At 33.0% G+C, this 23,553-nt stretch carries 24 protein-coding genes; 9 read left to right on the top strand and 15 right to left on the bottom strand.

The features are described 5' to 3' along the window. Positions 1–42: 42 nt before the first annotated feature. The 10 genes from Q0910_RS06585 to Q0910_RS06540 all read right to left on the bottom strand — a co-directional run bounded on the left by Q0910_RS06585 (position 43) and on the right by Q0910_RS06540 (position 10,390). Positions 43–1,431 carry a M20/M25/M40 family metallo-hydrolase gene (locus tag Q0910_RS06585; RefSeq protein WP_299213793.1) on the bottom strand — a complete coding sequence of 463 codons (1,389 nt, stop codon included), beginning with the start codon at positions 1,429–1,431 and terminating at the stop codon, positions 43–45. A gap of 47 nt (positions 1,432–1,478) precedes the next feature. After that, positions 1,479–2,357, bottom strand: a complete 879-nt coding sequence (locus Q0910_RS06580; RefSeq protein ID WP_299213791.1) for a PPK2 family polyphosphate kinase — start codon at positions 2,355–2,357, stop codon at positions 1,479–1,481. A gap of 230 nt (positions 2,358–2,587) precedes the next feature. Then, positions 2,588–3,109 (bottom strand): hypothetical protein, encoded by a 522-nt coding sequence (locus Q0910_RS06575; RefSeq protein ID WP_299213787.1) that lies wholly within the window; start codon positions 3,107–3,109, stop codon positions 2,588–2,590. A 48-nt stretch (positions 3,110–3,157) separates the two neighbouring features. Then, on the bottom strand, positions 3,158–4,321 hold the full coding sequence (locus Q0910_RS06570; protein ID WP_299213785.1) for a sigma-54 dependent transcriptional regulator: 1,164 nt from the start codon (positions 4,319–4,321) through the stop codon (positions 3,158–3,160). Next, on the bottom strand, positions 4,321–5,223 hold the full coding sequence (locus tag Q0910_RS06565) for a DUF6268 family outer membrane beta-barrel protein (RefSeq protein ID WP_299213783.1): 903 nt from the start codon (positions 5,221–5,223) through the stop codon (positions 4,321–4,323). Before Q0910_RS06565 ends, Q0910_RS06570 begins: the two co-directional genes overlap by 1 nt. Before the next feature lie 34 nt (positions 5,224–5,257). Next, positions 5,258–6,154, bottom strand: a complete 897-nt coding sequence (locus tag Q0910_RS06560) for a mechanosensitive ion channel domain-containing protein (protein WP_299213781.1) — start codon at positions 6,152–6,154, stop codon at positions 5,258–5,260. Between the two features lies 1 nt (position 6,155). Beyond that, on the bottom strand, positions 6,156–7,457 hold the full coding sequence (locus Q0910_RS06555) for an ABC transporter permease (RefSeq protein WP_299213779.1): 1,302 nt from the start codon (positions 7,455–7,457) through the stop codon (positions 6,156–6,158). After that, entirely contained in the window at positions 7,450–8,379 is a 930-nt protein-coding gene (locus Q0910_RS06550) for an ATP-binding cassette domain-containing protein (RefSeq protein WP_299213777.1), read from the bottom strand. The genes Q0910_RS06555 and Q0910_RS06550 overlap by 8 nt, the downstream gene beginning before the upstream one ends. A 340-nt stretch (positions 8,380–8,719) precedes the next feature. Next, positions 8,720–9,838 (bottom strand): molecular chaperone DnaJ, encoded by a 1,119-nt coding sequence (gene dnaJ / locus Q0910_RS06545; RefSeq protein ID WP_299213775.1) that lies wholly within the window; start codon positions 9,836–9,838, stop codon positions 8,720–8,722. A 9-nt stretch (positions 9,839–9,847) separates the two neighbouring features. After that, complete coding sequence (locus Q0910_RS06540) at positions 9,848–10,390, bottom strand: nucleotide exchange factor GrpE (protein ID WP_299213773.1); 543 nt, start codon at positions 10,388–10,390, stop codon at positions 9,848–9,850. 161 nt (positions 10,391–10,551) lie between these two features. Here Q0910_RS06540 and Q0910_RS06535 point away from each other — a divergent pair, with 161 nt between their 5' ends. After that, the gene (locus Q0910_RS06535) at positions 10,552–11,223 is read left to right on the top strand and encodes a YceI family protein (protein WP_299213771.1); all 672 of its coding nucleotides are present in this window, start codon (positions 10,552–10,554) and stop codon (positions 11,221–11,223) included. Between the two features lie 77 nt (positions 11,224–11,300). On the opposite strand, the gene Q0910_RS06530 is transcribed toward Q0910_RS06535, so the two are convergent. The 3 genes from Q0910_RS06530 to Q0910_RS06520 all read right to left on the bottom strand — a co-directional run bounded on the left by Q0910_RS06530 (position 11,301) and on the right by Q0910_RS06520 (position 13,504). Beyond that, a complete protein-coding gene (locus Q0910_RS06530) occupies positions 11,301–12,203 on the bottom strand; it encodes a TIGR01777 family oxidoreductase (RefSeq protein ID WP_299213769.1) in 903 nt (300 codons plus the stop codon). 108 nt (positions 12,204–12,311) lie between these two features. Continuing rightward, positions 12,312–12,998, bottom strand: a complete 687-nt coding sequence (gene mnmD, locus Q0910_RS06525; RefSeq protein ID WP_299213767.1) for a tRNA (5-methylaminomethyl-2-thiouridine)(34)-methyltransferase MnmD — start codon at positions 12,996–12,998, stop codon at positions 12,312–12,314. Continuing rightward, positions 12,998–13,504: a DUF4920 domain-containing protein gene (locus tag Q0910_RS06520; protein WP_299213765.1), complete on the bottom strand. Its 507-nt coding sequence runs from the start codon at positions 13,502–13,504 to the stop codon at positions 12,998–13,000. Before Q0910_RS06520 ends, mnmD begins: the two co-directional genes overlap by 1 nt. A gap of 183 nt (positions 13,505–13,687) precedes the next feature. On the opposite strand from Q0910_RS06520, the gene Q0910_RS06515 reads away from it, so the two are divergent. Continuing rightward, complete coding sequence (locus Q0910_RS06515; RefSeq protein WP_299213763.1) at positions 13,688–14,755, top strand: branched-chain amino acid aminotransferase; 1,068 nt, start codon at positions 13,688–13,690, stop codon at positions 14,753–14,755. A gap of 143 nt (positions 14,756–14,898) precedes the next feature. On the opposite strand, the gene Q0910_RS06510 is transcribed toward Q0910_RS06515, so the two are convergent. Then, complete coding sequence (locus Q0910_RS06510; RefSeq protein ID WP_299213761.1) at positions 14,899–15,285, bottom strand: nucleoside triphosphate pyrophosphohydrolase family protein; 387 nt, start codon at positions 15,283–15,285, stop codon at positions 14,899–14,901. Between the two features lie 186 nt (positions 15,286–15,471). Between Q0910_RS06510 and Q0910_RS06505 the strand changes: the two genes are divergently transcribed. The 4 genes from Q0910_RS06505 to Q0910_RS06490 all read left to right on the top strand — a co-directional run bounded on the left by Q0910_RS06505 (position 15,472) and on the right by Q0910_RS06490 (position 18,870). After that, the gene (locus Q0910_RS06505; RefSeq protein ID WP_118461629.1) at positions 15,472–15,663 is read left to right on the top strand and encodes a hypothetical protein; all 192 of its coding nucleotides are present in this window, start codon (positions 15,472–15,474) and stop codon (positions 15,661–15,663) included. 191 nt (positions 15,664–15,854) lie between these two features. Further along, a complete protein-coding gene (locus tag Q0910_RS06500) occupies positions 15,855–16,343 on the top strand; it encodes a hypothetical protein (protein WP_299213758.1) in 489 nt (162 codons plus the stop codon). A 95-nt stretch (positions 16,344–16,438) separates the two neighbouring features. Beyond that, a complete protein-coding gene (locus tag Q0910_RS06495; protein ID WP_299213757.1) occupies positions 16,439–18,247 on the top strand; it encodes a sensor histidine kinase in 1,809 nt (602 codons plus the stop codon). After that, the gene (locus tag Q0910_RS06490; protein ID WP_299213755.1) at positions 18,244–18,870 is read left to right on the top strand and encodes a response regulator transcription factor; all 627 of its coding nucleotides are present in this window, start codon (positions 18,244–18,246) and stop codon (positions 18,868–18,870) included. Before Q0910_RS06495 ends, Q0910_RS06490 begins: the two co-directional genes overlap by 4 nt. A gap of 175 nt (positions 18,871–19,045) precedes the next feature. On the opposite strand, the gene Q0910_RS06485 is transcribed toward Q0910_RS06490, so the two are convergent. Continuing rightward, a complete protein-coding gene (locus Q0910_RS06485; RefSeq protein ID WP_299213753.1) occupies positions 19,046–21,097 on the bottom strand; it encodes a dihydrofolate reductase in 2,052 nt (683 codons plus the stop codon). A 186-nt stretch (positions 21,098–21,283) separates the two neighbouring features. Between Q0910_RS06485 and Q0910_RS06480 the strand changes: the two genes are divergently transcribed. The 3 genes from Q0910_RS06480 (at position 21,284) to Q0910_RS06470 (ending at position 23,301) form a co-directional block, all read left to right on the top strand. Then, positions 21,284–22,318, top strand: coding sequence for a GyrI-like domain-containing protein (locus Q0910_RS06480; RefSeq protein WP_299213751.1), 1,035 nt, complete (start codon positions 21,284–21,286; stop codon positions 22,316–22,318). 85 nt (positions 22,319–22,403) lie between these two features. After that, on the top strand, positions 22,404–22,769 hold the full coding sequence (gene crcB / locus Q0910_RS06475) for a fluoride efflux transporter CrcB (protein WP_298543795.1): 366 nt from the start codon (positions 22,404–22,406) through the stop codon (positions 22,767–22,769). Positions 22,770–22,962: 193 nt separating this feature from the next. Beyond that, entirely contained in the window at positions 22,963–23,301 is a 339-nt protein-coding gene (locus Q0910_RS06470; RefSeq protein WP_299213749.1) for a P-II family nitrogen regulator, read from the top strand. The last annotated feature ends 252 nt before the right edge of the window (positions 23,302–23,553 follow it).

Raw genomic sequence — 23,553 nt, 5'->3', positions numbered from 1 at the left:
AGATTTAATGATGAAGCTGATCAACACTTTTTTACCTGGTTATTATTTCACTCCATATTTATCGAAAAGATAAACCAAACTTGCCATGGTAGCCGCACCGAGCTCTAACTCACGTTTATTAATAGCATCAAAGGTGTCGTTCTTAGCATGATGATAATCAAAATAGCGTTGAGAATCAGGACGTAATCCTACCAAAACTATTCCATCCTTTTTAAGAGGACCAATATCGGCCCCACTCCCTCCTTTAGCAAAATAGTGAATTAAATAAGGTTCGAACAGTGATTTCCAATTTTGAACTTGAGTGAAGTTTTTATCATTACAATCAAAAGAAAAACCTCTAGGTGTAAAACCGCCTGCATCACTCTCTAAAGCAAAAACATGATTTTCTCCTTTATTTTTAGCCACCTCAGCATATTTTTTACCTCCTCGTAATCCGTTTTCTTCATTCATAAATAAGACGACCCGAATTGATCTTTTTGGTTTATATCCTGTTTCTTTAAACAATCTTAAAACTTCCATGGATTGAACTACTCCTGCACCATCATCGTGTGAACCATCGCCTAAATCCCATGAATCGAGATGCCCGCCAACTACCATATATTCATCTGGAAATTCACTTCCTGTAATTTCACCTATTACATTAAAGGATTCCACATCTTTCCAGCTACGACAATTCATATTCATTAGAAACTTAATCTTTGGATTCAATGTTAACATGGAATGCAGTAATTCTGCACCATTTGTACTGATTGCAGCTGCTGGGATTTTCTCTAGATTAGTTAAATTTCCGTAACTCATAGTTCCCGTATGTGGAAAATCGTCTAACCTTAAGTTCATAGAACGCACAATGACACCAACCGCTCCAAATTTAGCGGCCTCTGCAGCTCCCGAATATCTTTGATCCACACATCCTCCATACGCTTCAAAAGTATTTATAAGATCTGCTTGCATCGGGCGATTGTAAAATACAATTTTACCTTCTATCTTACTGGTTCCCAATTTACGAAGGTCTTCTAACCCTTTCACTTCTACGATTTCTGCTTTCACTCCACCAATTGAGGTTGGAACTGAACCTCCGAGTGCACAGATAGGTACATTGGTTGTTTCACCTGGTTCTGTTTCAATATAAGCAAACTCGGTTACTCCTCTAGTCCACTTTGGTACCATAACGGACTGCAACCAAACTTTATCTATTCCGACTTCTTTTAATTCTTGTTCTGTCCATTCTACAGCTTTCTGAGCATTTAATGAGCCAGATAATCTAGCTCCAATTTGATTAGATAAATGATCTAACCAAGCATAACTTTTACCTTTTAATAATGAAGTATTGTAAAAATTTCTAATCGCTATAGAATCTTCTTTAACAGTATCTTTCTGGCTAAGAGAGATAAAAGAAAAGAACAAGCAGATAATAAGGGTTACGTTTTTCACAGAAGTATTTTTATATAATATTATTTAATTACCAATACAGGTACTCTTTATTCGTTTTCTAGCTGTTGTTTATACATTTCTATACTTGATTTTGTTTCCTCATCTAATTCCGGCTCTCTGATATCATCATACTCCTTTAAGGTATCATATAATGTTTTCGCCACAATATATCTGGCAGCAGGTTTATTATCTGCAGGAATTATATACCACGGCGCGTGTGGTAATGATGTTTTATTGATCGCATCTTGATAACACGATTGATATTTATCCCACAATTTTCTTTCTTTAAGATCTCCTGAAGAAAACTTCCAGTTTTTTTCTTTTTTTTCTAATCTACGAAGCAACCTATTCTTTTGCTCATCTTTAGACAAATGCAAATAAAACTTATAAATTAAGGTTCCGTTTTCCGCAATATGCTTTTCAAAATTTCTAATTTGTTCAAAACGTTTTTCCCAAAATGCATCATCAATATCTTCAACTGAATTAACACTTGGAAGCTTTTCGCCCATAATATATTGTGGATGTACTCTTGTTACCAAAACATTTTCATAATGTGTTCTATTAAAGACAGAAAATCTACCTCGTTGTGGCAACGCAATATAATGCCTCCACAAGTAATCATGTCCAAGTTCTAACTCCGTAGGTACTTTAAAACTATGAACTACAATACCTCTAGTATTAAAATCTTTAAAGACCTCACGAATAAGACTATCTTTTCCTGCGGTATCCATTCCTTGTAAACAGATCAGAATTGCATACTTATCGTGCGCATATATTGTATCCTGAAATTTACCCAATTTTTCTCTTACCTTTTCCAGTTCTTTTTCAACTTTTTTCTCATTCTCGCCAAGATCATATGTAGTAGGAATCTTTGATAATTCTATTGGTTGAGAAACTCTGAAATCTTCGTGATTTATTTTATTCATAGTGCGATGTGTATTATCTCTCTGGTAAGATACTAAAGTTTTAGATTGGTGAAAAAAGAAATGTGTTAAGGAAGATTAAATACTCTAAGAATATGTAATGCCTAAACTGATAAGAGTTACTAAACCAAAAATCTATTGTTCCTCTTTTATAATTTTGGAAAGACATTATTAAATGAATTAGTAAAACTATTACACATATTGCCTTTTTAAAGATTGGTACAATAGGCTATTTATCTTGCATCAAAATCATAACTAAATCCAATAAGGAATGTATCATATTGTCTACCTAAACTTTTAATATTTAATTCAGCAAAAATATGAACAGGAACAGAAATCTGATGTAAAGCTCTTATTTTGATCTGAGCTCCGTGATTAAAATCACCTGTCCTAAAAGCAATTAATGCATCATCCTCAATTTCCTCAAAAATACTTGAATCATTTCCAATGTAACCAAATCCAGCAGTTATTGTCGTGGGATACCAATTAAACAAAATTAAATTTACTCCTAGGGCGAGCTCATTATATCCCTCTACTTCTTCATCTACTCCTATAGAAAATAGTCGATTATATTCTCCTATAAAAGTTGTGTAGCAATTGGATGCATATTCGATTCTAGCTCCTAAACCAATCTCCTCAACTGTACCAAAACTCTTGATAGCTACTAAACCATAATTTATAGCACTTGGTTCATATTGTGCATTCGCTGTAAACGAAAGGCAGAATGAAATTATGACAAATAGTATTCTCTTCATTTTGGGGCAAACATATTTTAGAGATAGGTCGCAAGATAAGGATTCTTCTTACTTAGCCGCAAAAAGTTTAACATCCTCTTCGCTCACCTCTTTACCACCAAGGATAATAAGTCGTTCCACAACATTGCGCAATTCTCTAATATTACCAGTCCAATCATATTGTTGTAATTGTTTAACCGCTTTATCCGAAAATGTCTTTACTGGTGAACCTTGTTCACCGGATATCTTCTTTGTAAAATAGTCAATCAATAAAGGAATATCTTCTCTACGGTCGTTTAATGCTGGTACTTTAATCAAAATAACTGCAAGTCTATGGTACAAATCTTCTCTAAATTTGTTATCAGCTATTTCCTTTTTAAGATCTTTATTAGTTGCGGCAACTACTCGAACATTTACCTTAATATCCTTATCACTACCTACTCGTTGGATTTTATTCTCTTGCAATGCTCTTAATACTTTAGCTTGTGCAGAAAGACTCATATCTCCTATCTCATCCAGAAATATTGTACCTCCATTAGCTGCTTCAAACTTACCTGCACGATCTTTATTTGCTGATGTAAACGCTCCTTTTACATGTCCAAATAGTTCGCTTTCGATTAATTCTCCTGGAATCGCTGCACAGTTCACTTCTATCATCGGACCTTTAGAGCGATCACTTTTTTGATGTATCCAGTGAGCTACTAACTCTTTTCCGGTTCCATTTGGTCCTGTAATTAGAACCCTGGCATCTGTAGCTGCCACTTTTTCTATAATATTTTTTATATCTGAAATCGCATCAGATTCACCGATCATCTCATAATTTTTAGAGACTTTCTTCTTTAGCATTTTGTTTTCTACTACGAGTTCTTTTCTGTCCAAAGCATTACGAACTGTATTTAATAAACGATTAAGATCGGGTGGCTTCGAAATATAATCAAAGGCCCCTAATCGCATTGTATTGACCGCTGTATCTAAATCTCCATGTCCAGAAATCATAACCATAGGTATTTCGGGTTTGATTTTTTTTGCAGCCTCTAATACTTCTACTCCATCCATTTTGGGCATTTTGATATCACATAATACCAAATCATAATCATCATTCTTGATTTTTTCAATTCCAACCAACCCATCCTCAGCCTCAAAAACTTCATACTTATCACTTTCTTCTGATAATATTTTAACCAGCACTCTCCTGATTGCTGCTTCGTCCTCTATAACTAATATTTTTGCCATTATAATTTTAATTTAATTCCACCTCGCAGATAAAATGTGTTTCTATCATTGAGAATTAGAACATTTTCTTGATTTTTGTCTCTCAAACGGATTTCATTACTTAATGTATATCCTGCGTATGTAAAGAACAATAAGTGTTCCGTAAAATAATATTCGTATCCCAAAGCACTATTAATCGTCAACATAGATGCATTTTCAGCTACTATAGTATCTCCGTTTTCATCAATAAATACCCTATTATTCTGTATATTCCCATAAAAACGGTCCAATCCTATAAACGCTTGTAAAGTGTTGGTTTCGTTAAAAAAATACTTAATACTGGTTTTAGGTGTACCTAAACCATACGACCAACTAGGATGAAATCTTTTAGAATAATTAATGATAGGCAACGGAAAATTAATACTTGCTGGAGAAGCATATCGCAATCCTAAAACCAATCTTGCGGTTTTAGGCGATGTTTTTTTACCATAACTTTTTACAAAATATATCGATCCTACATACCTAAAATCATCTCCATCTATTCCAGAAGCTTCCAAATTAGAAGAGAGCCTTGCACCTAATTTAGCTCCAAATCTCCAATTGTTTTTCATCTTGTACGTATACCCTAATTCAAATCCAATTGTATGAAATTCTTCTAGACCTTTTTTTTCAATAATAATCAAATCATCATTAAGCTGTAAATTGTTTAATCTATATTGAAAAGACATGACAAGATACGTTCCGCGGTCATTCATTTTAATAGGATAATTTCCTGAAAATCTAAAACCACTATACACATTATCACTTTTTGATTGAGGTATATACACGTATTCTGCCCTTGCTAAATTCGTATCCTGTGATCTTACTGTGTTGACAACACAACAGATCGAAATACAAATCATCAGCAGGTTCTTATTATTCATTTCTTATTATCTAGGGCTTTGATACAATACTATACTATTCTTTTGGATTTAAGATAGTAACTTCTCGTTGAGGGAATGGTATATTTATCTTATTCTCTCTAAACAAACGATCAATCTCAAATCTTATTTCACTTTTTGGAATTCCAGCCTGAAAACTATCGTTCATCGTAAAAACGAGCTTAAAATTTAACGAACTGTCTCCGAAATTTGTAAACAATACTAATGGTTCAGGAGTTTTTAGAATCTTCTCATTATCCATTGCTATTTTGATAAGTAAATCTTTAACGAGATTCACATCACTACCATATGCTACTCCAATCTCAACTGACTCTCTTGTAATAGATCCGTTTTGAGTCCAATTATACAAAGTAGAAGTAAGATATTTATGATTAGGTATGATCAGTACTTTATTATCTATAGTTACAGCGCGGGTAGTTCTTAATTTAATTTCTTCTACTCTACCGACTTTACCTTCTAACTCTATGATATCACCAACATGCACAGTTTGGTCTATAAAAATAAATATTCCAGATATTATATCCTGTATTAACGTTTGTAATGCTAAACCAACACCCACAAGTAACGCAGCAGATGCTGCAAAAATCGCAGTAATATTGAAACCAATACTATCCAAAGTAACCAGAACTATAATAATATAAACAAAGTATTTAGCGAAAGAAAATACAGAAACAAATTTCACCTTATCCTCATGAGGAAGTTTTCTGGTAACGACTTTTCTTATAAATTTTAGAAACAAGGATGTAACAAAAAGAACAAAGATTACAAACAAAAACAGTCCTACGGTAAGCACTATAGGATCTTTATCTGGTCCTAAATTGAAGATTTCAAAGTCCAAAAACTTTTTGATGTTACCCCAAACATCTTCCTGGATCACTTCTTTAACCTGTTCTGTAATCTCCTCTTGAATCATATTAATACTTTAACCACTTAAATAGTTCTTTATAGCTAGGTTTTTTGCCATACATCAAGATACCAATTCTATAAATTTTACCAGCAAACCATACCATAAAAATAATACTCCCTATCAGTAATACTATGGAAATTAAAATCTCCCACCAAGGTACTCCAAAAGGTATTCGCATTAACATAACAATAGGGGACGTAAGAGGAATCATAGAAAACACTGTAGATACAGTTCCGTGTGGGTTTTCTATCACAGCAAAAAAACCAACATAAATCCCTAACATTAATGGTAACAAAATAGGTAACATAAATTGTTGAGAATCTGTTTCACTGTCAACCGCTGCCCCTATAGCCGCATATATCGAACTATATAAAAAGTATCCTCCGATAAAATACACAAAGAAAGAAAGCACTAAAGTTAGTAATGGAAGTTTCAGTATATCCTGAATTAGAAGTTGAATCTCTTCTTGATTATTTTCTTGCAACGCAATAGATGGATCTACTCCTACAGGTTGTGGATCCATTCCAAATAAAGATGTAGCTATCAAAAGAAGAACACCTCCTAAAAGTACCCAAATAAGAAACTGTAGAATTCCAGCAAAAGAAGTCCCTAGAATTTTGCCCATCATCAATTGCATAGGTTTTACAGAGGAAATAATGATCTCTATAATACGGTTTGTCTTTTCCTCTATTACCGATCGCATCACCATATTCCCATAAATAATGATAAACATCATCAATAAATATCCTGCGAACCCTCCAAATGCCATTTTTACATAATTAGACATTTTAGAAGTTTTCTCTCCAGAAAAATTTTCTATCTGAATATTTATTCTTGCTTTAGAGTTTTCTATCGCTTCTAAATTGAGCCCTTCAGCTTTATAGTTTTGATTTGTTAGTTTATTTGCTATAATCCCTTCTATGGTATTCAGTACCGAAAAATTTGGTGATTCTTCTGCATAAAACTGAATAGATTCCGAAAGTTCTTTATTGGAAGATTTCTTAGGTATATATAATAATCCATATAGTTTTTTAGAAATCACAGAATCCTTTGCTACCTCAATATCATAATTGCTGTAATTAACATATTGTACCTCATTAGTATCTTTAAGATCTGAGGTAAACAATTCTGTTTCATCAATAAAAGCAACTTTCTTAACTTCATCATTATTAATAGTAGTTAGCCAAGTAATCAATGCAATCATTCCGACGACAATTAATGGACTAAGAAACGTCATCACCACAAAAGTTCTATTACGTACACGAGATATAAACTCTCTCTTTATGATTAATTGTAAATTACTACTCATTTTCTGTAATGGTTTTAATGAATATTTCGTTTACACTTGGTATTACCTCGTTAAATCGTACAACTTGCGATCTTTCGGATAAATATCGTAGCAGGTCATTTGGAGAAGCATCCTTATTCAATGATATTTTTAGCTTAAGTTGATCTTCTATAGTTTTAAAATTCGCAGGCTCTGTTATAAACTTGTTTTGTAAGATTTCATTCAATTGATTATTGTCTTCTGACAACAGTCCTACTTCAAATGTATTTGATTTATATTCCTTCTTGATATCAGAAACTTTTCCTTCTAATATTTTATTGGATTTATTAATCAAAGCCATATGGTCACATAACTCCTCTACGCTTTCCATACGATGGGTAGAGAAAATTACAGTAGCACCTTCATCTCGTAACTGAAGAATTTCGTCTTTAATTACATTCGCATTTATAGGATCAAACCCACTAAAAGGCTCATCAAATATCAATAGCTTAGGTTTATGCAATACTGTCACAATAAATTGCACCTTCTGTGCCATTCCTTTAGAGAGCTCTTGTATTTTCTTATCCCACCAATGTGATATATCAAATTTATCAAACCAATACTTTAGTCGATCTTTAGCATCTCTTTTGCTTAATCCCTTAAGTTGGGCAAGGTATAATGCTTGTTCACCTACTCTCATAGATTTATACAACCCCCTTTCTTCGGGCAGATATCCAATATCCTTAATATGGTGTGATTGTAATGGCTCTCCATCCAGAAATACACTTCCTGTATCGGGAAGTGTGATTTGATTAATAATTCTAATCAAGGTCGTTTTACCAGCTCCATTAGGGCCTAGTAATCCAAAAATACTCCCTTTTGGCACTTTAATAGAAACATTGTTTAGAGCGATAAAGTCTCCAAACTGTTTTGTTGCTTGTTGTACCTCCAAAAGATTGGTCATATAGAAAAATGTGATTTGTTCTGAAATTAAAAAAACTATGCTAAGTAAGTCAAAATATTAATGAAATGAAATAAATAGCACTACTTAAACAGATCAACGGATACTATGAACATTTAATCGATATAATCATAGAGCACCAAATTCAACCTACTCACATAACTTTTATCATATAAAAAAACAAAACCCACCCTAAATACAAGTATTAAGGATGGGAAAAAAATTGCTATGAAAAAGAAAAATTATCACTAAATGCGCTAGTGATGTTTCAAATATACGAATTTTTATTAAACAAAAATCAGCATTTAAAAATGATTATACTTATAGTAGTATCATTCTTATTTTATGAAAACATGTCTTTTACTTTTTCAAAAAATGATTTGTCTTTACTATCTGGACTAGGTTTAAAATGATCGTCCTGAGCCATTCTTTCAAAAAACTCTCTTTGTTCTTTATTTAATGTTTTGGGTGTCCATACATTTACGTGTACTAAAAGATCTCCTTTTCCATAGCCATTAATACTAGGGATTCCTTTACCTCTCAATCTAAGTATTTTACCACTCTGTACGCCTTCTTCTATCTTAATACGTACTTTACCTGATACGGTATCAATCTCTCTTGATGCACCTAGTGCTGCTTCAGAAAAACTAATATACAGATCATAATGCAGGTTATCTCCTTCACGTTGTAGTTCTGGATGATCTTGTTCTTCTATTGCCACTAAAAGATCACCTGGAACACCATTACCTGGTGCTTCATTTCCTTTTCCAGAAACTTTAAGCTGCATACCATCTTCTACACCAGCTGGTATTTTTATACTTACTGTTTCTTCAGATACTTTTAAACCTTGTCCATCTGCGTCTGCAGGCTTTTTATCTATACTCTGTCCGGCTCCTCCACAAGTAGAACACGTGGTAGATGTCTGCATTCTCCCCAGAATAGTGTTGGTAATTCTAGTCATCTGACCACTACCATTACAGGTCGAACACGTTTTATAAGTAGTCCCGGGAGCCTGGATCTTACGTTTTACTTTGATTTTTTTCTCTACTCCGTTAGCAATCTCTTCTAATGTAAGTTTGACACGTATACGCAGATTACTTCCTTTTACACGACGTTGTCTTCCGCCACCGCCGAAACCGCCGCCAAAACCACCGCCGCCAAAAATATCTCCAAACTGACTAAATATGTCGTCCATATTCATTCCGCCGCCGCCGAAACCGCCGCCAAAACCACCACCGCCTTCAAAAGCTTGATGTCCAAATTGATCGTATCGGGATTTTTTATCAGGATCACTTAATACTTCGTATGCTTCTGCTGCCTTCTTAAATTTCTCCTCTGCCGAAGCATCTCCTGGATTTTTATCTGGATGATACTCTATCGCTTTTTTACGATATGCTTTTTTTATTTCGGCTTCTGTGGCGTTTTTACTAAGGCCTAAAATATCATAAAAATCTTCTTTCATCTATTTATCTTATTGTCCGGTTACCACCTTAGGAAAACGAATTACTTTATCTCCTAATTTATATCCTTTTTCTATAACATCTACGATCTTCCCTTTTAACTCATCACTAGGTGCAGGAATCTGGGTTATTGCTTCATGATCATCTGCATTAAACACATCGCCTGCAACTACTTCTACTTCAGACAACCCTTTAGTCTTTAATGTTTCTCTTAATTTGTTATGAATTAGCTCAACACCTTTCAACAAATCCTTATCCGCAGATTTTTCGATCTCTTTCATAGCACGATCAAAATCATCTAATACCGGCAACATAGATTGCATAACATCCTGACCCGCCGTCTTAAATAACTCTATTCTTTCTTTAGAAGTACGCTTTTTGTAATTCTCGAATTCTGCAAAAAGTCTTAAAAACTTATCTTTTTCCTTTTCTAAGTCTTCTTTTAGTTGTGTTTCAATATCCACTTCTTCTACTTCAGTTTCCTCTACAGTTTTGTCAAGTACCTCTTCTACTTGATCCTTTACATCTTCTGTATTTTTATTTTTCTTACTCATGTAACTAGTACCTTTTATAAGTTTCTTTTTTGAAGATGCAAAAGTACTGCCATTTTTGAATAAATGTCATAATGTCACAGGAATATTTTAGTATATATTTAAGAGTATTCATTTTCTAAAAAAATAATTTTGGCTTTTTAAAATTATAAACTAGAATTATTATGAAAACCAAATTGATAAACCTATTTGCTATTACTGCAATTATAGTATCGGCAACTTCTTGTAAAGGTGAGAAAAAAAATGAAACCGAAGCTACTGCTGCAGAAGAGGTAGTAGAAGCACCTGCAGAAGCAATAACTTATATTGTGGATAATGCATCTAGTACTATTGAATGGGTTGGTAAAAAACCAACAGAAAACCATACAGGAACTATTAACATTGCTAAAGGTAAAGTAAAAACACAGGATGGAAAAATCCAAAGTGGATCTTTTGTAATTGATATGGCTTCAATTAATGTAACCGATTTAGAAGGTGATCAAAAAGCAGGTCTTGAAGGACATCTTAAAGGAGAAGGAGAAGGTAAAGAAGACCATTTTTTTAATGTAGCTAAATTTCCTAATGCTTCTTTTGAAGTGACAGGGGTTTCGGAAAAGGAAGGCAAAACGATTATTGAAGGTAATCTTACGATCAAAGGGGTTAAGAAAAATATTTCTTTTCCAGCAGCATCTTCTGTAGAAGGGGATACGATGACTTTAAATAGCGAAGTATTTACAATTAATCGTACAGATTGGGGTGTGAATTATGGATCTAAATCTGTTTTCGAAAACTTAGGTGATAAGTTTATTATGGATGATATCGAACTAAAGATAAGTCTAAAAGCTAATAAAGCTTAAATCAAAAAAACTTTTATATAAAAAGGTCAACATTCTAGAATGTTGACCTTTTTATATAACATCATTTATCTATTCTATCAAATAAGATCTTCAATTGCTTGAGTAATATTATCATGTTTAAATCGAAAACCTGTTTCTAAAATTTTATCACTACACACTCTCTGGCTACTAAACAACAATACATGCATATCTCCAAGAATAAGCTTCATCATAAATTTAGGTACACTTGGTAATACTATTTTTTTAGCTAAATGATCAGCAATAACATGAGTCAGTTTATGATTAGAAATAGGATTAGGTGCTACTGCATTATACAAACCTGTTAACTCTTCCTCAACAACATACATAAACATTTGCGCCAAGTCTTCTACATGTATCCAACTCTGCCACTGTTTTCCGTTACCAAAAACAGCGCCCATTCCTTGTTTTATAGGATTAGCTATCTTAGGAAATGCTCCACCTTTATTGGAAAGTACTAATCCAATTCTCAGAAGACTCACTTCAATATTTAGAATTTTAAATTCCTCAACCGCCGTTTCCCATTTTTTTACCACTTTTCCTAAGAACCCAGTATCTTCCATAGAGGAATCCTCCATATAATAATTCTGAAAGGAGTTAGGATAAATCCCAATAGCACTTGCAGATACTATATGTCGAACAGAATGTTTTACTTTTTTAAGTGATTCTAAAATAAGTGAAGCAGTATCAACACGGCTATCAATAATCTCTTGTTTATATTTCTTCGTCCAGCGTTTGGCAACAGTAGCACCAACAAGATTAATAATTACCTCTACATCTTCGAAACATCTCGAATCTATTTCATCAGCTGAAGGGTTCCAGTAAAACCCTCTATAATTTTTTTCTGAAGTAAGTTTATTTTTACTGGTTGTAAGATAATGTACATCAATTTTTGATTGATGACATAGTCTAACAATTTCCTGACCAATAAGTCCGGTCGCCCCAGTAATTAACACTTTCATTGTTGAGTTATTTCGTGCAAAATACCAACCACTTTTAACATAACCTACCTCTTTATTATAGGTTTAACAAATATTAAAATCATTGATCAAGAAAAGTATAAATACCCTTTAATTCTTTGTTGCTCTTAGCATTTCTCTCTTGCCTGGTGGACCAGGAAGTCTTTCTACAACAAAACCGACTTCTTGCATTGCTCGTCTTACACTTCCTTTTGCGGAATACGTAACTAAAACTCCTTTATCCATTAGTGCTTCATACATTTTTTTGAAAACATCTACGCTCCATAACTCTGGCTGCACTCTTGCGCCAAAAGCATCAAAGTAAATTAAATCAAAGCAATTTTCATCCCTGATATCTGTAAAAAACTGTTTACGTTTTGTAAGGAGAAAAGAAGAAGATATCGTACTCTGATCTTCCCATGAGGATTCATGCATTTCATTAAAAACTGTCTGATAGTTTAGTGCAGATAATTGATCAACATAATTCAAAAGCTTTACCTCATCCAAAGTAACTGGATACGCTTCTACTCCAACGTAATTAATGTTTTGATTAATTTTCAAAGCTTGTAGATAGGTGATAAAAGCGTTTAAACCTGTTCCAAAGCCAATCTCCAGAATATTCAATTCAGGAAATTTTCCCGAAGCTAAAATATGATCAAAACCATTTTTGATAAAGACGTGTTTAGCTTCATTAATGGCTCCATGTTTAGAATGATAATGTTCATCTAACTCAGGAAAGTGAATGGTTGTAGAACCATCGGAAGTGGTGATAATCTCACGTTTTAAATTTCCTTTCATTATTGCTTTACTAAAACTCCATTTGCCATAAAAGAATAGGTTTTCTTTGGAGTAGTAATAGCAGCTATTTCATCCTCAGATTTTCCGGCATCTTGAGCCAAATGACGCAATTCGTCGACAGAGGTTTCAGAAACATATGCTTTTCCTTGAACAATTATAGTATCATTCTCAATATCTTTTGGAACAAAAAAACCATAGTCTTTAAACTTCACCATAGTTTCTTCTTCTTCATTCAAAGCAACTTTCATCCAACAACCTTTAGCTTTACAAACATCATTTACTGTACTGGAAAAAGCAATATCGATCGTATCACCTTCATTTAGATTTTTATACTTTTCTGCTATTGCATTCTTATAAAACACAATATCCGATGAAACTTCTCCTCCAAAATTATCATATTCGCTTAGCGCTATATCTTTAACTGAAAAGGATTCTTTTTCTTTCTGAACAGAATTACAACTTACTATACATGACAATCCCGCAAAAAACAGTGCTATTTTTTTCATAATACATTATTATTATTGATGTTTCGCAAAATTAAACATTTTTAAAATTCTTAATTTATCAGAAAAGGGTATTTTTGTTTAAAATATTAACTATTGTAAGCATCTTATTAATTTTATGACATAATTAATTAAAAAGCAATAGTTGATAACAAAAAATTTCACAACCTTATAAATAACTATCGGATGAGAAATGCAGTTCCGCAAGAGATTGAAATAACCAGAGTACATGAATCCAAAATTGGACAAGTAGATTTTGAAAACTTAGCTTTTGGTAAAGTTTTTACAGATCATATGTTTATATGTGATTATGTCAATGGCGAATGGCAGACACCAAAAATTGTCCCATACGGACCTCTTACGCTCGATCCGTCTGCTCGAGTATTTCATTACGGACAAGCAGTTTTTGAAGGAATGAAGGCATATAAGGATGATCAGGGAGATACTTTCTTATTCAGACCTGATGAAAATTTCAAAAGAATCAACAAATCTGCAGAACGTTTGGCAATGCCAGAATTTCCTGAGGAGTATTTTTTTGATGGACTCAATAATCTATTAAAATTAGATAATGAATGGATTAAATCAGGTTTTGGAAATTCATTATACATACGTCCATTTGTGATTGCTACACAACCTAGTGTTTCGGCATCAGAGGCGGATGAATATCGTTTTATGATTATTTGTTCACCAGCACAATCCTATTATAGTGGAGATGTCAGTGTATTAGTTGCAGAACAATTTAGTCGTTCGGCTAGTGGAGGTTTTGGATATGCTAAAGCAGCTGGTAATTATGCTGGTCAATTTTACCCAACTAAACTTGCCAAAGAACAAGGGTATCAACAAATTATCTGGACAGATTCTGAATCTCACGAATATGTAGAAGAGGCTGGTACCATGAATGTTTTTTTTAGAGTAAATGACACTTTACTAACAGCTCCAATTAGTGATCGAATCCTAGATGGGATAACCCGTAAAAGTCTTATTGCATTAGCAGAAAGGCAAGGATATACTGTAGAAGTAAGACCTATAAAAGTAAGTGAAATCGTAGAAGCATTTAAAAATGGTAGCTTAAAAGAAATTTTTGGAGCGGGTACAGCTGCTGTGGTGAGTCCTGTAAAAGCTTTTGGCTATAAAGAAGAACATTATGAGCTAGACAAACAAGAGAACTCTTATGCCTCTCATTTTAAGAAGGAGCTAATGAATATACAATATAATAAAGCCGAAGATCCTTTTGGATGGAGAGTGAAGGTGTAAAATAGGTTTGAGGTTTGAGGTTTGAGGTTTGAGGTTTGAGGTTTGAGGTTTGAGAAAATTAAACTAAAAAAACAATAGCTCAAAACGTCTACATTATAATTTAAAACAAAAATTCCGGAAAGAGTATTTTCCGGAATTTTTGTTTATCGATCAAGAATCTCTTTGATGTTCGGTTTAAAATAATTAGGCCCTTTTAGTACTTTACCATCTTCGCGATAAATAGGCTTACCGTTTTCTCCCAGTTTACTCATATTACTACGCTGGATCTCTGTAAACACTTCTTCTATTTTATGTTGCATCCCATGTTCTATGATGGTTCCGCATAAAATATATAGCATATCGCCTAACGCATCCGCCACCTCTACCAAATCATTATTCTGAGCGGCTTCTAGATATTCTTCATTTTCTTCTTTCATTAAATTAAAACGAAGTGTGTTTTTAGATGCTCCTAAATCTGCAATAGGTTGATTCTTATATCCAATCTCAAAAGCTGTATGAAATTCTTGTACAGCAGCAATTTTATCTTTCATGTATTTATTCTTTTTGACACCAATTAAAATATGCTTCATCAAAAATTAATTAAACATTTCTTTTACATCCCTCATTCCCGTTTCTCCCAAAGGTAGAAATGATTGAAAGTATGTATAATTAATTTTATTTAAGGAGTAATATTATACTAATTGGTATGATTATCTTTGCCGTAAAAATAACAAAATATGTTTAGTACGGGTCAGTTGATATTTGCAGGATGTTTTGTAGTAGCTTTTATCATTTTAATGATATTTAGTTACCGTAAAGATCTTAAACTACATCGCAAATATTACAAAGGCAGTATTTTTATTCTCATCGGTTTTATTATCTTTATTTTGTTGCTTTTTGTCTTAAAGACGTATTTAAGGCCGGAGTAATTAAACTATACCCCTAGTTTTCAATCAAGTAATTGTTTTTATTGCTAGTGTCATACGATAACTAGCATAGTATCTTTTTGGGTTTTAGCACCTAAAAAAGAGAAAAATACCTTGTATTGGGTATGGAGTGATGTTGCTTTTTTGGGGAGATTTGATGTGACTAAATAATTAAACAGTAAAAAAATAATATTATGAGATTAAATGATCAAATGTACCTAATTATTGATTCAAATTATGGAGGGTATCAACCTATACATGTAGGACTGAATAGAAGTTTTATTATTGCTTGTAAATTTAAGTTTCATAGCGACACCTCGTTTGAAATAACTCATTCAAAACTTATCATTGCAAGAAAAGAAAAAGAAAATAATGAAGAACCTAATTATGACGAATACTCTATAAATATGGTGCATCCAACTGAAATTGAAAATAATACCAAGGAGCCATATTCCAGAAAAATAAAGATAGATATTCCTGACGAGCCAACAAGAAATCCTAATGTGGATAATGATGAATTCTACAAAATACAACAATCAAATTTGAGTTCTTGTGAAAAAAAATCTGGTAATTATCCAACAAGAAACCATATAATAGATATAGAAAATCCTGATGAAAAAATTAAAATATTGCTTCCTTTCCTTGATTTCGGAAATCACATATGTAGATCTTATATAATTTAAAGAATCAGTTCTAATATATTTAAATGCAGAGACTATACTTTTTAGTGTTTTTTAACCTAATATTTTGTAAGTGCTTTTCTCAAGAACAAGTTTTTTTGAGAGAAGTACTATACAATATTAAAGATTATCAAATTGATATAGCTGAAGAAAAAATGATTAAACTTCCTAATTCAATTGATAAAAAAATAGTACAATGGAACATTGATTATTTAAAAAAAAATACGAGTTTTAATTTATCTCCCATCAGGAAGAATTCAAAATCACGCTTAAGTAAAACTTTATATTTACTGGCTGAAGGTGATATACTCTCTTCACAAAACATTCCTAAAGATTCTATAGCATTTGACAAATATCAAAAAGCCCTTAAACTATCAATCTCATCTAATGATTCATTATTAACTTGTATCTCTTTAAGAAAAATTCTAAAATTTCTTTATAAAAATAGAACCGTAAAAGAGTTATTTCCAAAATATATAGAAATTTACCGTAAATATGCCTTTGATAATAGTGAGAAGGCTACTCTATTATTTTACAAAACTACAATTGATGCCAGTATTCTTCAAAAAGAGCATATTAAAGAGTACAAAAACACATTAACCATTGCATCACAAAGTAATAATCGGTTTATTCAAGGGAGAATACATCAACTTATAGGGGTAAATTTTTCTTATTTTCTAGAGCAGAAAGACAGTGCTTTATATCATTATAAAAAAGCAGAAAAATTATACAATAAGCTTCCTTATTATTTTGCAACGAAGGAATTATTCGGAATTTACACAAACATTGGAATTATACATTCCGAAAACAAAGAACATGAAAAGGCTAATACATACTACCAAAGAGCGAAAAAAATAAAGCTACCAAAAAACAATTTTTTAAAACTAACAAAGCTTTCATCTTTAATATCCAATAACTACAGAAGTTTAAAAAAATACGATAGCGCATTCTTTTATAATGATAAATTTAATAGGTATTCAGATTCTCTAAACGAATATAAAAAGGCAATAGCACTTAACGATATAGAAACAAAATACCAAACAGTCGAAAAAGAAAAAAAAATAGTTCAACTTCTAAATACCAATCTTAAAAGCGAAGCACAACGGATTAAAAACAGAAACTGGCTTATTGGTTCCTCTTCGGCATTAGTCATTGGTCTTATTATCGCGATATTAGTTTATAAAAACACCAAACGCAAACAACGCATCGCAGAACAGGAACGAGAAATAGAGATCCAAAAAACAGAAAAACTACTGAAAGAGCAAGAACTTACCGCTATAGATGCTATGATTTCGGGACAGGAAAAAGAACGACAGCGATTGGCTAATGATCTGCACGATAATCTAGGTAGTACATTAGCTACAGTAAAACTTCATTTTGATCACTTAAAAAATAATCGAGACAATCCAAAAGTGGAGAATATCGAAGAATTGTATAGTAAAACCAATAATCTACTCGATGAAGCCTACCAGAAAGTGAGAACCATAGCCCACGAAAAAAACAGTGGAGTTATGGCGAAACAGGGATTATTACCAGCGGTAAAAAATCTAGCAAAAAAAGCATCTAATGGGGATGGATTACTAATCGAAGTACAAGATTATGGTTTAGATGAAAGATTAGATAACGCCTTAGAGATTTCTATCTTTAGGATTATACAAGAACTGATCACCAATACTATTAAACATGCCAATGCATCCGAAATCCACATCTCATTAACCAATCACGATTCGCTGCTTAACATTATTGTAGAAGACAATGGAAAAGGGTTTAATGCCAAGATACTTCCAGAAAAAGATGGAATGGGACTAAAAAGTATTGAAAAACGCATAGAACATATGGAAGGAACTTTTGAGATTGACTCTACCATAGGGAAAGGAACTAATATTATCATAAATATACCAATATGATTACAGTAGCTATTGCCGAAGATCATCAGTCATTGATCGATGGAATACATTTATTACTAAAATATGAAGAAGATATTAGTATTGTCGGTATGGCTAATGATGGCGAAGAATTATTAGCCATTGTAAGAAGGAAACAACCCAAAATAGTACTAATGGATATTCGTATGCCAAAAATTGATGGCATTGCCGCTACCAAGATCATCAAAAAAGAGTTACCTCATACTAAGATTATTGCTTTTTCTATGTTTGATCAAGAGGATGCGGTAAGACAAATGGTAGCGGCTGGCGCTTCCGGTTATTTACTTAAAAACTCTCCGCTGGAAGAAGTACTTGCAGCTATTCAGGAAGTGATGAAAGGAAATACCTATTTTGACGCCACGATTGATCCTTCTTTTTTCTCTGAAGAGACCGAACAACGAGCAAAAAAAACAGTTTTATCTAAAAGCGAAAGAGAAATACTAACCCTCATCGGACAAGGAAAAACCTCTTCAGAAATTGCCGCCATTAGATTTAACTCTGTATCTACTATAGAAACACATCGTAAAAACATTATTCGTAAACTAGGGCTTCACGGAAAAGGAGAACTACTTCGGTATGCGATCGAGAAAAAGTATGATTTTTAAAGACTAAAATCATTTATTACTAATATGAAAACATCCTATTTTGGGTGTTTTTTGTGCTTGCTTGTAGGGTAGTTTTAAGAAAATTAACAAGCAATTGAACAGAGCATTTTGCATAAAAAAAACCAGGACTTTATTTTATAAAATCCTGGTTACATAATGTTGTTTTTAATTCTGCCTAATTCACTTCAGGTAAAAATCCATAGGTCTTACTATACTCAAGCATTTGAGTAACAAAATCTTTAGGCTGTGTTACGTTGATCTTAGTAATTTCACCATTCTCATCCGTTTCAGGAACCAAAACAGGATTTACAAAACCACTGTAAGGAGCAGATGTAAACTGTTCATTCCTTTTTAGAACTTCTGCGTGAACTGCCTGATCAACTTTCACTCCATATCCTTCTACTAACGCTTCAGCAGCTTTAAAATCTCCTTCAGATTTGATACGCTGCGTTTCACGCAATAAACGACCAAAGATTTCACGAAGCTTCGCATAATCATTGATATTATAATATGTTTTCCCTTCTCTGGTAACTTTCTCGATTACATTGTCTTTTGCCCCTTGCTCGAAAGCCCAAGCACTTACCCACTGACGATTACGCATATGTGCTTCTTCTACATCATCACCTAGATTAAGACGGATTAACTGGGTCATCAATCCATTTCTGATGTAACCATCATAGGCAGCTTTTCCAACTTTTTCCCAGTCTTCTACCAAACCTAATTCTTGTAATTTTGGATCCATTAAGTAATATAATCCAACTAAATCTGCACGCCCTTCTTCCATCGTAGAAGCATAATTCTTTAATGTCTCTTTAGTTTCTCCTACTCCTGGGTTTAACTGACCCGATGCGTGTCCTACAACCTCGTGTAAAGCAGTATGTAACTTATCTCCTAATTGGCCATACTTTTTTTCTAATTCATATTCTTCATCGTCGTGAACAAATTCTTTAAGACGACCAGAACTACCTGCATTATTATAGGCTCCAATAATATTACCTAATGACACTGACTTTGATCCTACAGCTGCTCTAATCCAGTTTGCATTCGGGAGGTTCACTCCTATTGGTGTACTAGGTGAAGCATCTCCAGCTTCTCCGGCTACCGTTACAACCTTGTATGTCACTCCTACTACACTATCTTTTTTGTGTTCATCCATTAATGGAGAATTGTCTTCAAACCATTGCGCATTTTCTGATAAAACCGCCATTTTCTTGGACATATCAAAATCTTTAATCTGCACGATTGTCTCATAAGAACCTCTATACCCAAGAGGATCGTTATATACTTCTATAAAACTATTGATATAATCAATATTCCCTTCTGTTGCTTTAGTCCAAGCTACATTATAATCATCCCAAGTTTTTAGATCACCTGTTTTATAATATTGTATTAATAATACCAATGCGTCTCCTTGCGCCTTATTTTCTGCAACGCCTTGTGCTTTTTCTAACCATTTGATGATTTCATCAATTGCTGCGCCATATAACCCTCCTGATTTATACACTCTTTCTTTAAGCACACCATTCTCTTTTACTAGTTGAGAATTTAAACCGTAGGATAATGGTTTTTTAGGATCAGGAGATTTCATTTCACCATAAAAAGACTCAACATCTTTATTAGTTACACCAGGTCCGTAAAAATTAACTGCTGACATCGCTACATTATCAATACCTTTCGCCTGGTTTACTTTTTTAGCATCTTCCTCATTAAAGATAACATTGATCGCATCTTCTGATAACTCAGTTTTAGTTTCTGTTAAAAGCGTAGCCAAGTATTCTCTCGTAAATTCTGGTTTGATTTTATCATTACTATAATGGTGGTGAATTCCATTAGAAAACCATACTCTTTTAAGGTATGTATCAAAAGATTTCCAATCATTACTAGTTTTATCTCCCGCATATGAGGTATACACTTTTTCTAACGCCTTACGAATCTGAAGATTATGACGATAATTTTGATCCCACATAATATCTCTTCCGCTTAGACCGGCTTGTGTAAGATAGTATACTAACTTTTGTTCTTTTAAGGAAAGATTTTCCCATCCTGGAATTTGATATCTCAGCACTTTAATATCCGCAAACTGCTCTACATTGTAGTCGAATTTTTCTTCTACTATTTCTTGCTTTGCTTCCTGTTGATTGATTTGATCCTGTATACTAGGATCTTTTTTACAAGCTATTAGCATCGTACTAACAGCCATAAAAAATATTATACGATTAAGTTTCATTTGTTTATGTTTATTGTTCTCAGCAAATGTAACGAAATAAAAAAAATCAAGATTTTAGATTTATATTTCGTTGTAATGCTATGAAATTTTAAAACCAAAACAGTCAACACCCTGAAAATCTTTAAACTAAAAAACCATCTCAAAAATTGACTATATTAGCTACAGAAACAATCTAAACTAACTAACATGAAAATTATAAAATATTTATTTTTTCTTTTACTTATTATTGTTATCGGTGGTGGTGTTTATATAGCCATAGCAGATGGCAAGTATCAAGCAGAAGAAAGCAGAGTAATTGATGCTCCTGATGAATTACTTTTTAACACAATCAATGAATATAAGACTTGGGAGAAATGGGGTCCCTGGATGGATGATTCTGATGACATGATCATGGAATACGCAAGCCAAACCAGTGGTGATGGCGCTTCTTATAGCTGGAAAAGTGAAACTCAAGGAGATGGAAGCATGAAAACTATAAAGGCTGCACCATTTACTAGTATCGATCAAAAAATCACTTTTATTACTCCAATGGGAGAAAGTATTAGTGATGTATACTGGAAATTTGAGAAATTAGAAGGTAAAAAAACGAAGGTAACTTGGGGAATGAAGGGAGAACAATCTTTTATGGAAAAAGCATTCTGGATGACTCAAGACAGCACTTTATCTCAAAGCATCAAACCAATGTATCAAAAGGGTCTCGAAAAACTAGATACTTTTGTAAACGAAAAAATGAAAGAACATTCTGTAAGTGTAGACGGAATAACAGAACATAGTGGTGGTTACTATATGTACAGCGCTACTGCATCTTCTATTGCCGATATTTCTCAAAAAATGGCACAAATGTTACCAGCAGTAATGGCATATGTAAGACAAAACAATCTACCTCAAACCGGAATGCCTTTAACCATTTACAATGAATTTAATGAGGAGCAAGGAACCGCTATTTATTCAACCGGAATACCAGTGCGAGATGAAGTAATCACTCCTGCTGATAGTAATATACGCTGTGATTTTTTACCTAAACAAAAAGTAGTAAAAACAACATTAAAAGGGGATTATATAAATCTAAAAGAAGCTTGGGAAGCAGGTTATAAATACATTAATGATAATGGTTTAGAACTTAGCGAAACATCTCCTGCTTTTGAAATATATAGAGTAGATCCAGGTCTACAACCGAATCCAGCTGAATGGATTACAGAAATTTTCATCCCTATAAAGTAAAAATCAAAAATTTGAAAAACTAAAATTTTGATAACACAATCATCAAAATTTTAGTTTTTCATCTAGTTGCCAACTACATTCCCAAATGAAACAGTTAATACTAGTATTTATTGGAGGCGGTACCGGTAGCGTTGCCAGATTCCTTATCAGTAAGTATTTAAATAATGATACTAACGGAATTCCTTATGGAACTTTTACTGCTAATATTCTCGGTAGCTTTCTGATAGGTATTATTCTGGGACTAGCACTTAAAAACAATGTCTTGTCTCAAAATACGGTTTTACTACTTGCTACAGGGTTTTGCGGAGGATTCACTACCTTTTCTACTTTTGCATATGAAAACCATATGCTTTTACGATCAGGCGATTTTGTAAGCTTTAGTATCTATACTATTAGTTCTTTCGTTATAGGATTTCTTTTAGTATTTTTAGGTATGTGGATTGTAAAATAAAAGAAGTCAACTAAAAAGTCATAAAAAATTGTCAGTCAGAACTTGTTGAAGATAATTTGAAAATCAAAAATATTAAAAACTTCGATACCTGTCCGTACATATTGAGGAGACTCAGTTTGACATTAATATATTGCTTTTTAGGCGACTCTTCAATTTTTTAAATTTTTTCAACCTCTAAAACAACCAACATTAAATGAAAAAAATAGAAGCTATTATACGTAAATCAAGATTTAAAGCAGTTAAAGATGCATTGCATGAGATAGAAGTAAACTTCTTTACATACTGGGACGTAACAGGTGTAGGTAATGAAAAAAAAGGACAGGTATATAGAGGAATTAGCTATAGTACATCTGATATACAACGTAGATATCTTTCTATAGTCGTATCCGATGAATTCGAAGAAAAAACCGTACAAACAATTATTGACGCAGCTAAAACTGGAGAAGTCGGTGATGGGAAAATTTTTGTATCTGAAGTACAGAACACCTTTAGAATACGAACAGGAGAGCACGGTAATCAGGCTGTGAACTAAACTTAAATTATATATATCAAAAAGCTTGCTTTATATCAGCAAGCTTTTTTTTTGAAATTTTTAACATAAAAAGCTGTTTTTTTCTGACAATACTCCACACTTTTTACATACTTATCATATCCAAAACCTGTAAAGTATCAAAAAGACACTTTCAAATTCTCAAAAAACCACTAAATAAACATTAATGTCTAATTTTTATGGGGTATAAAATTAAAAATATACAAAAATAACACTTCGCACCCTTTTTTTTAT

Source organism: uncultured Aquimarina sp. (assembly GCF_947495315.1).
GTDB lineage: Bacteria > Bacteroidota > Bacteroidia > Flavobacteriales > Flavobacteriaceae > Aquimarina.
This window is presented reverse-complemented; position numbering and strand designations above follow the sequence as displayed.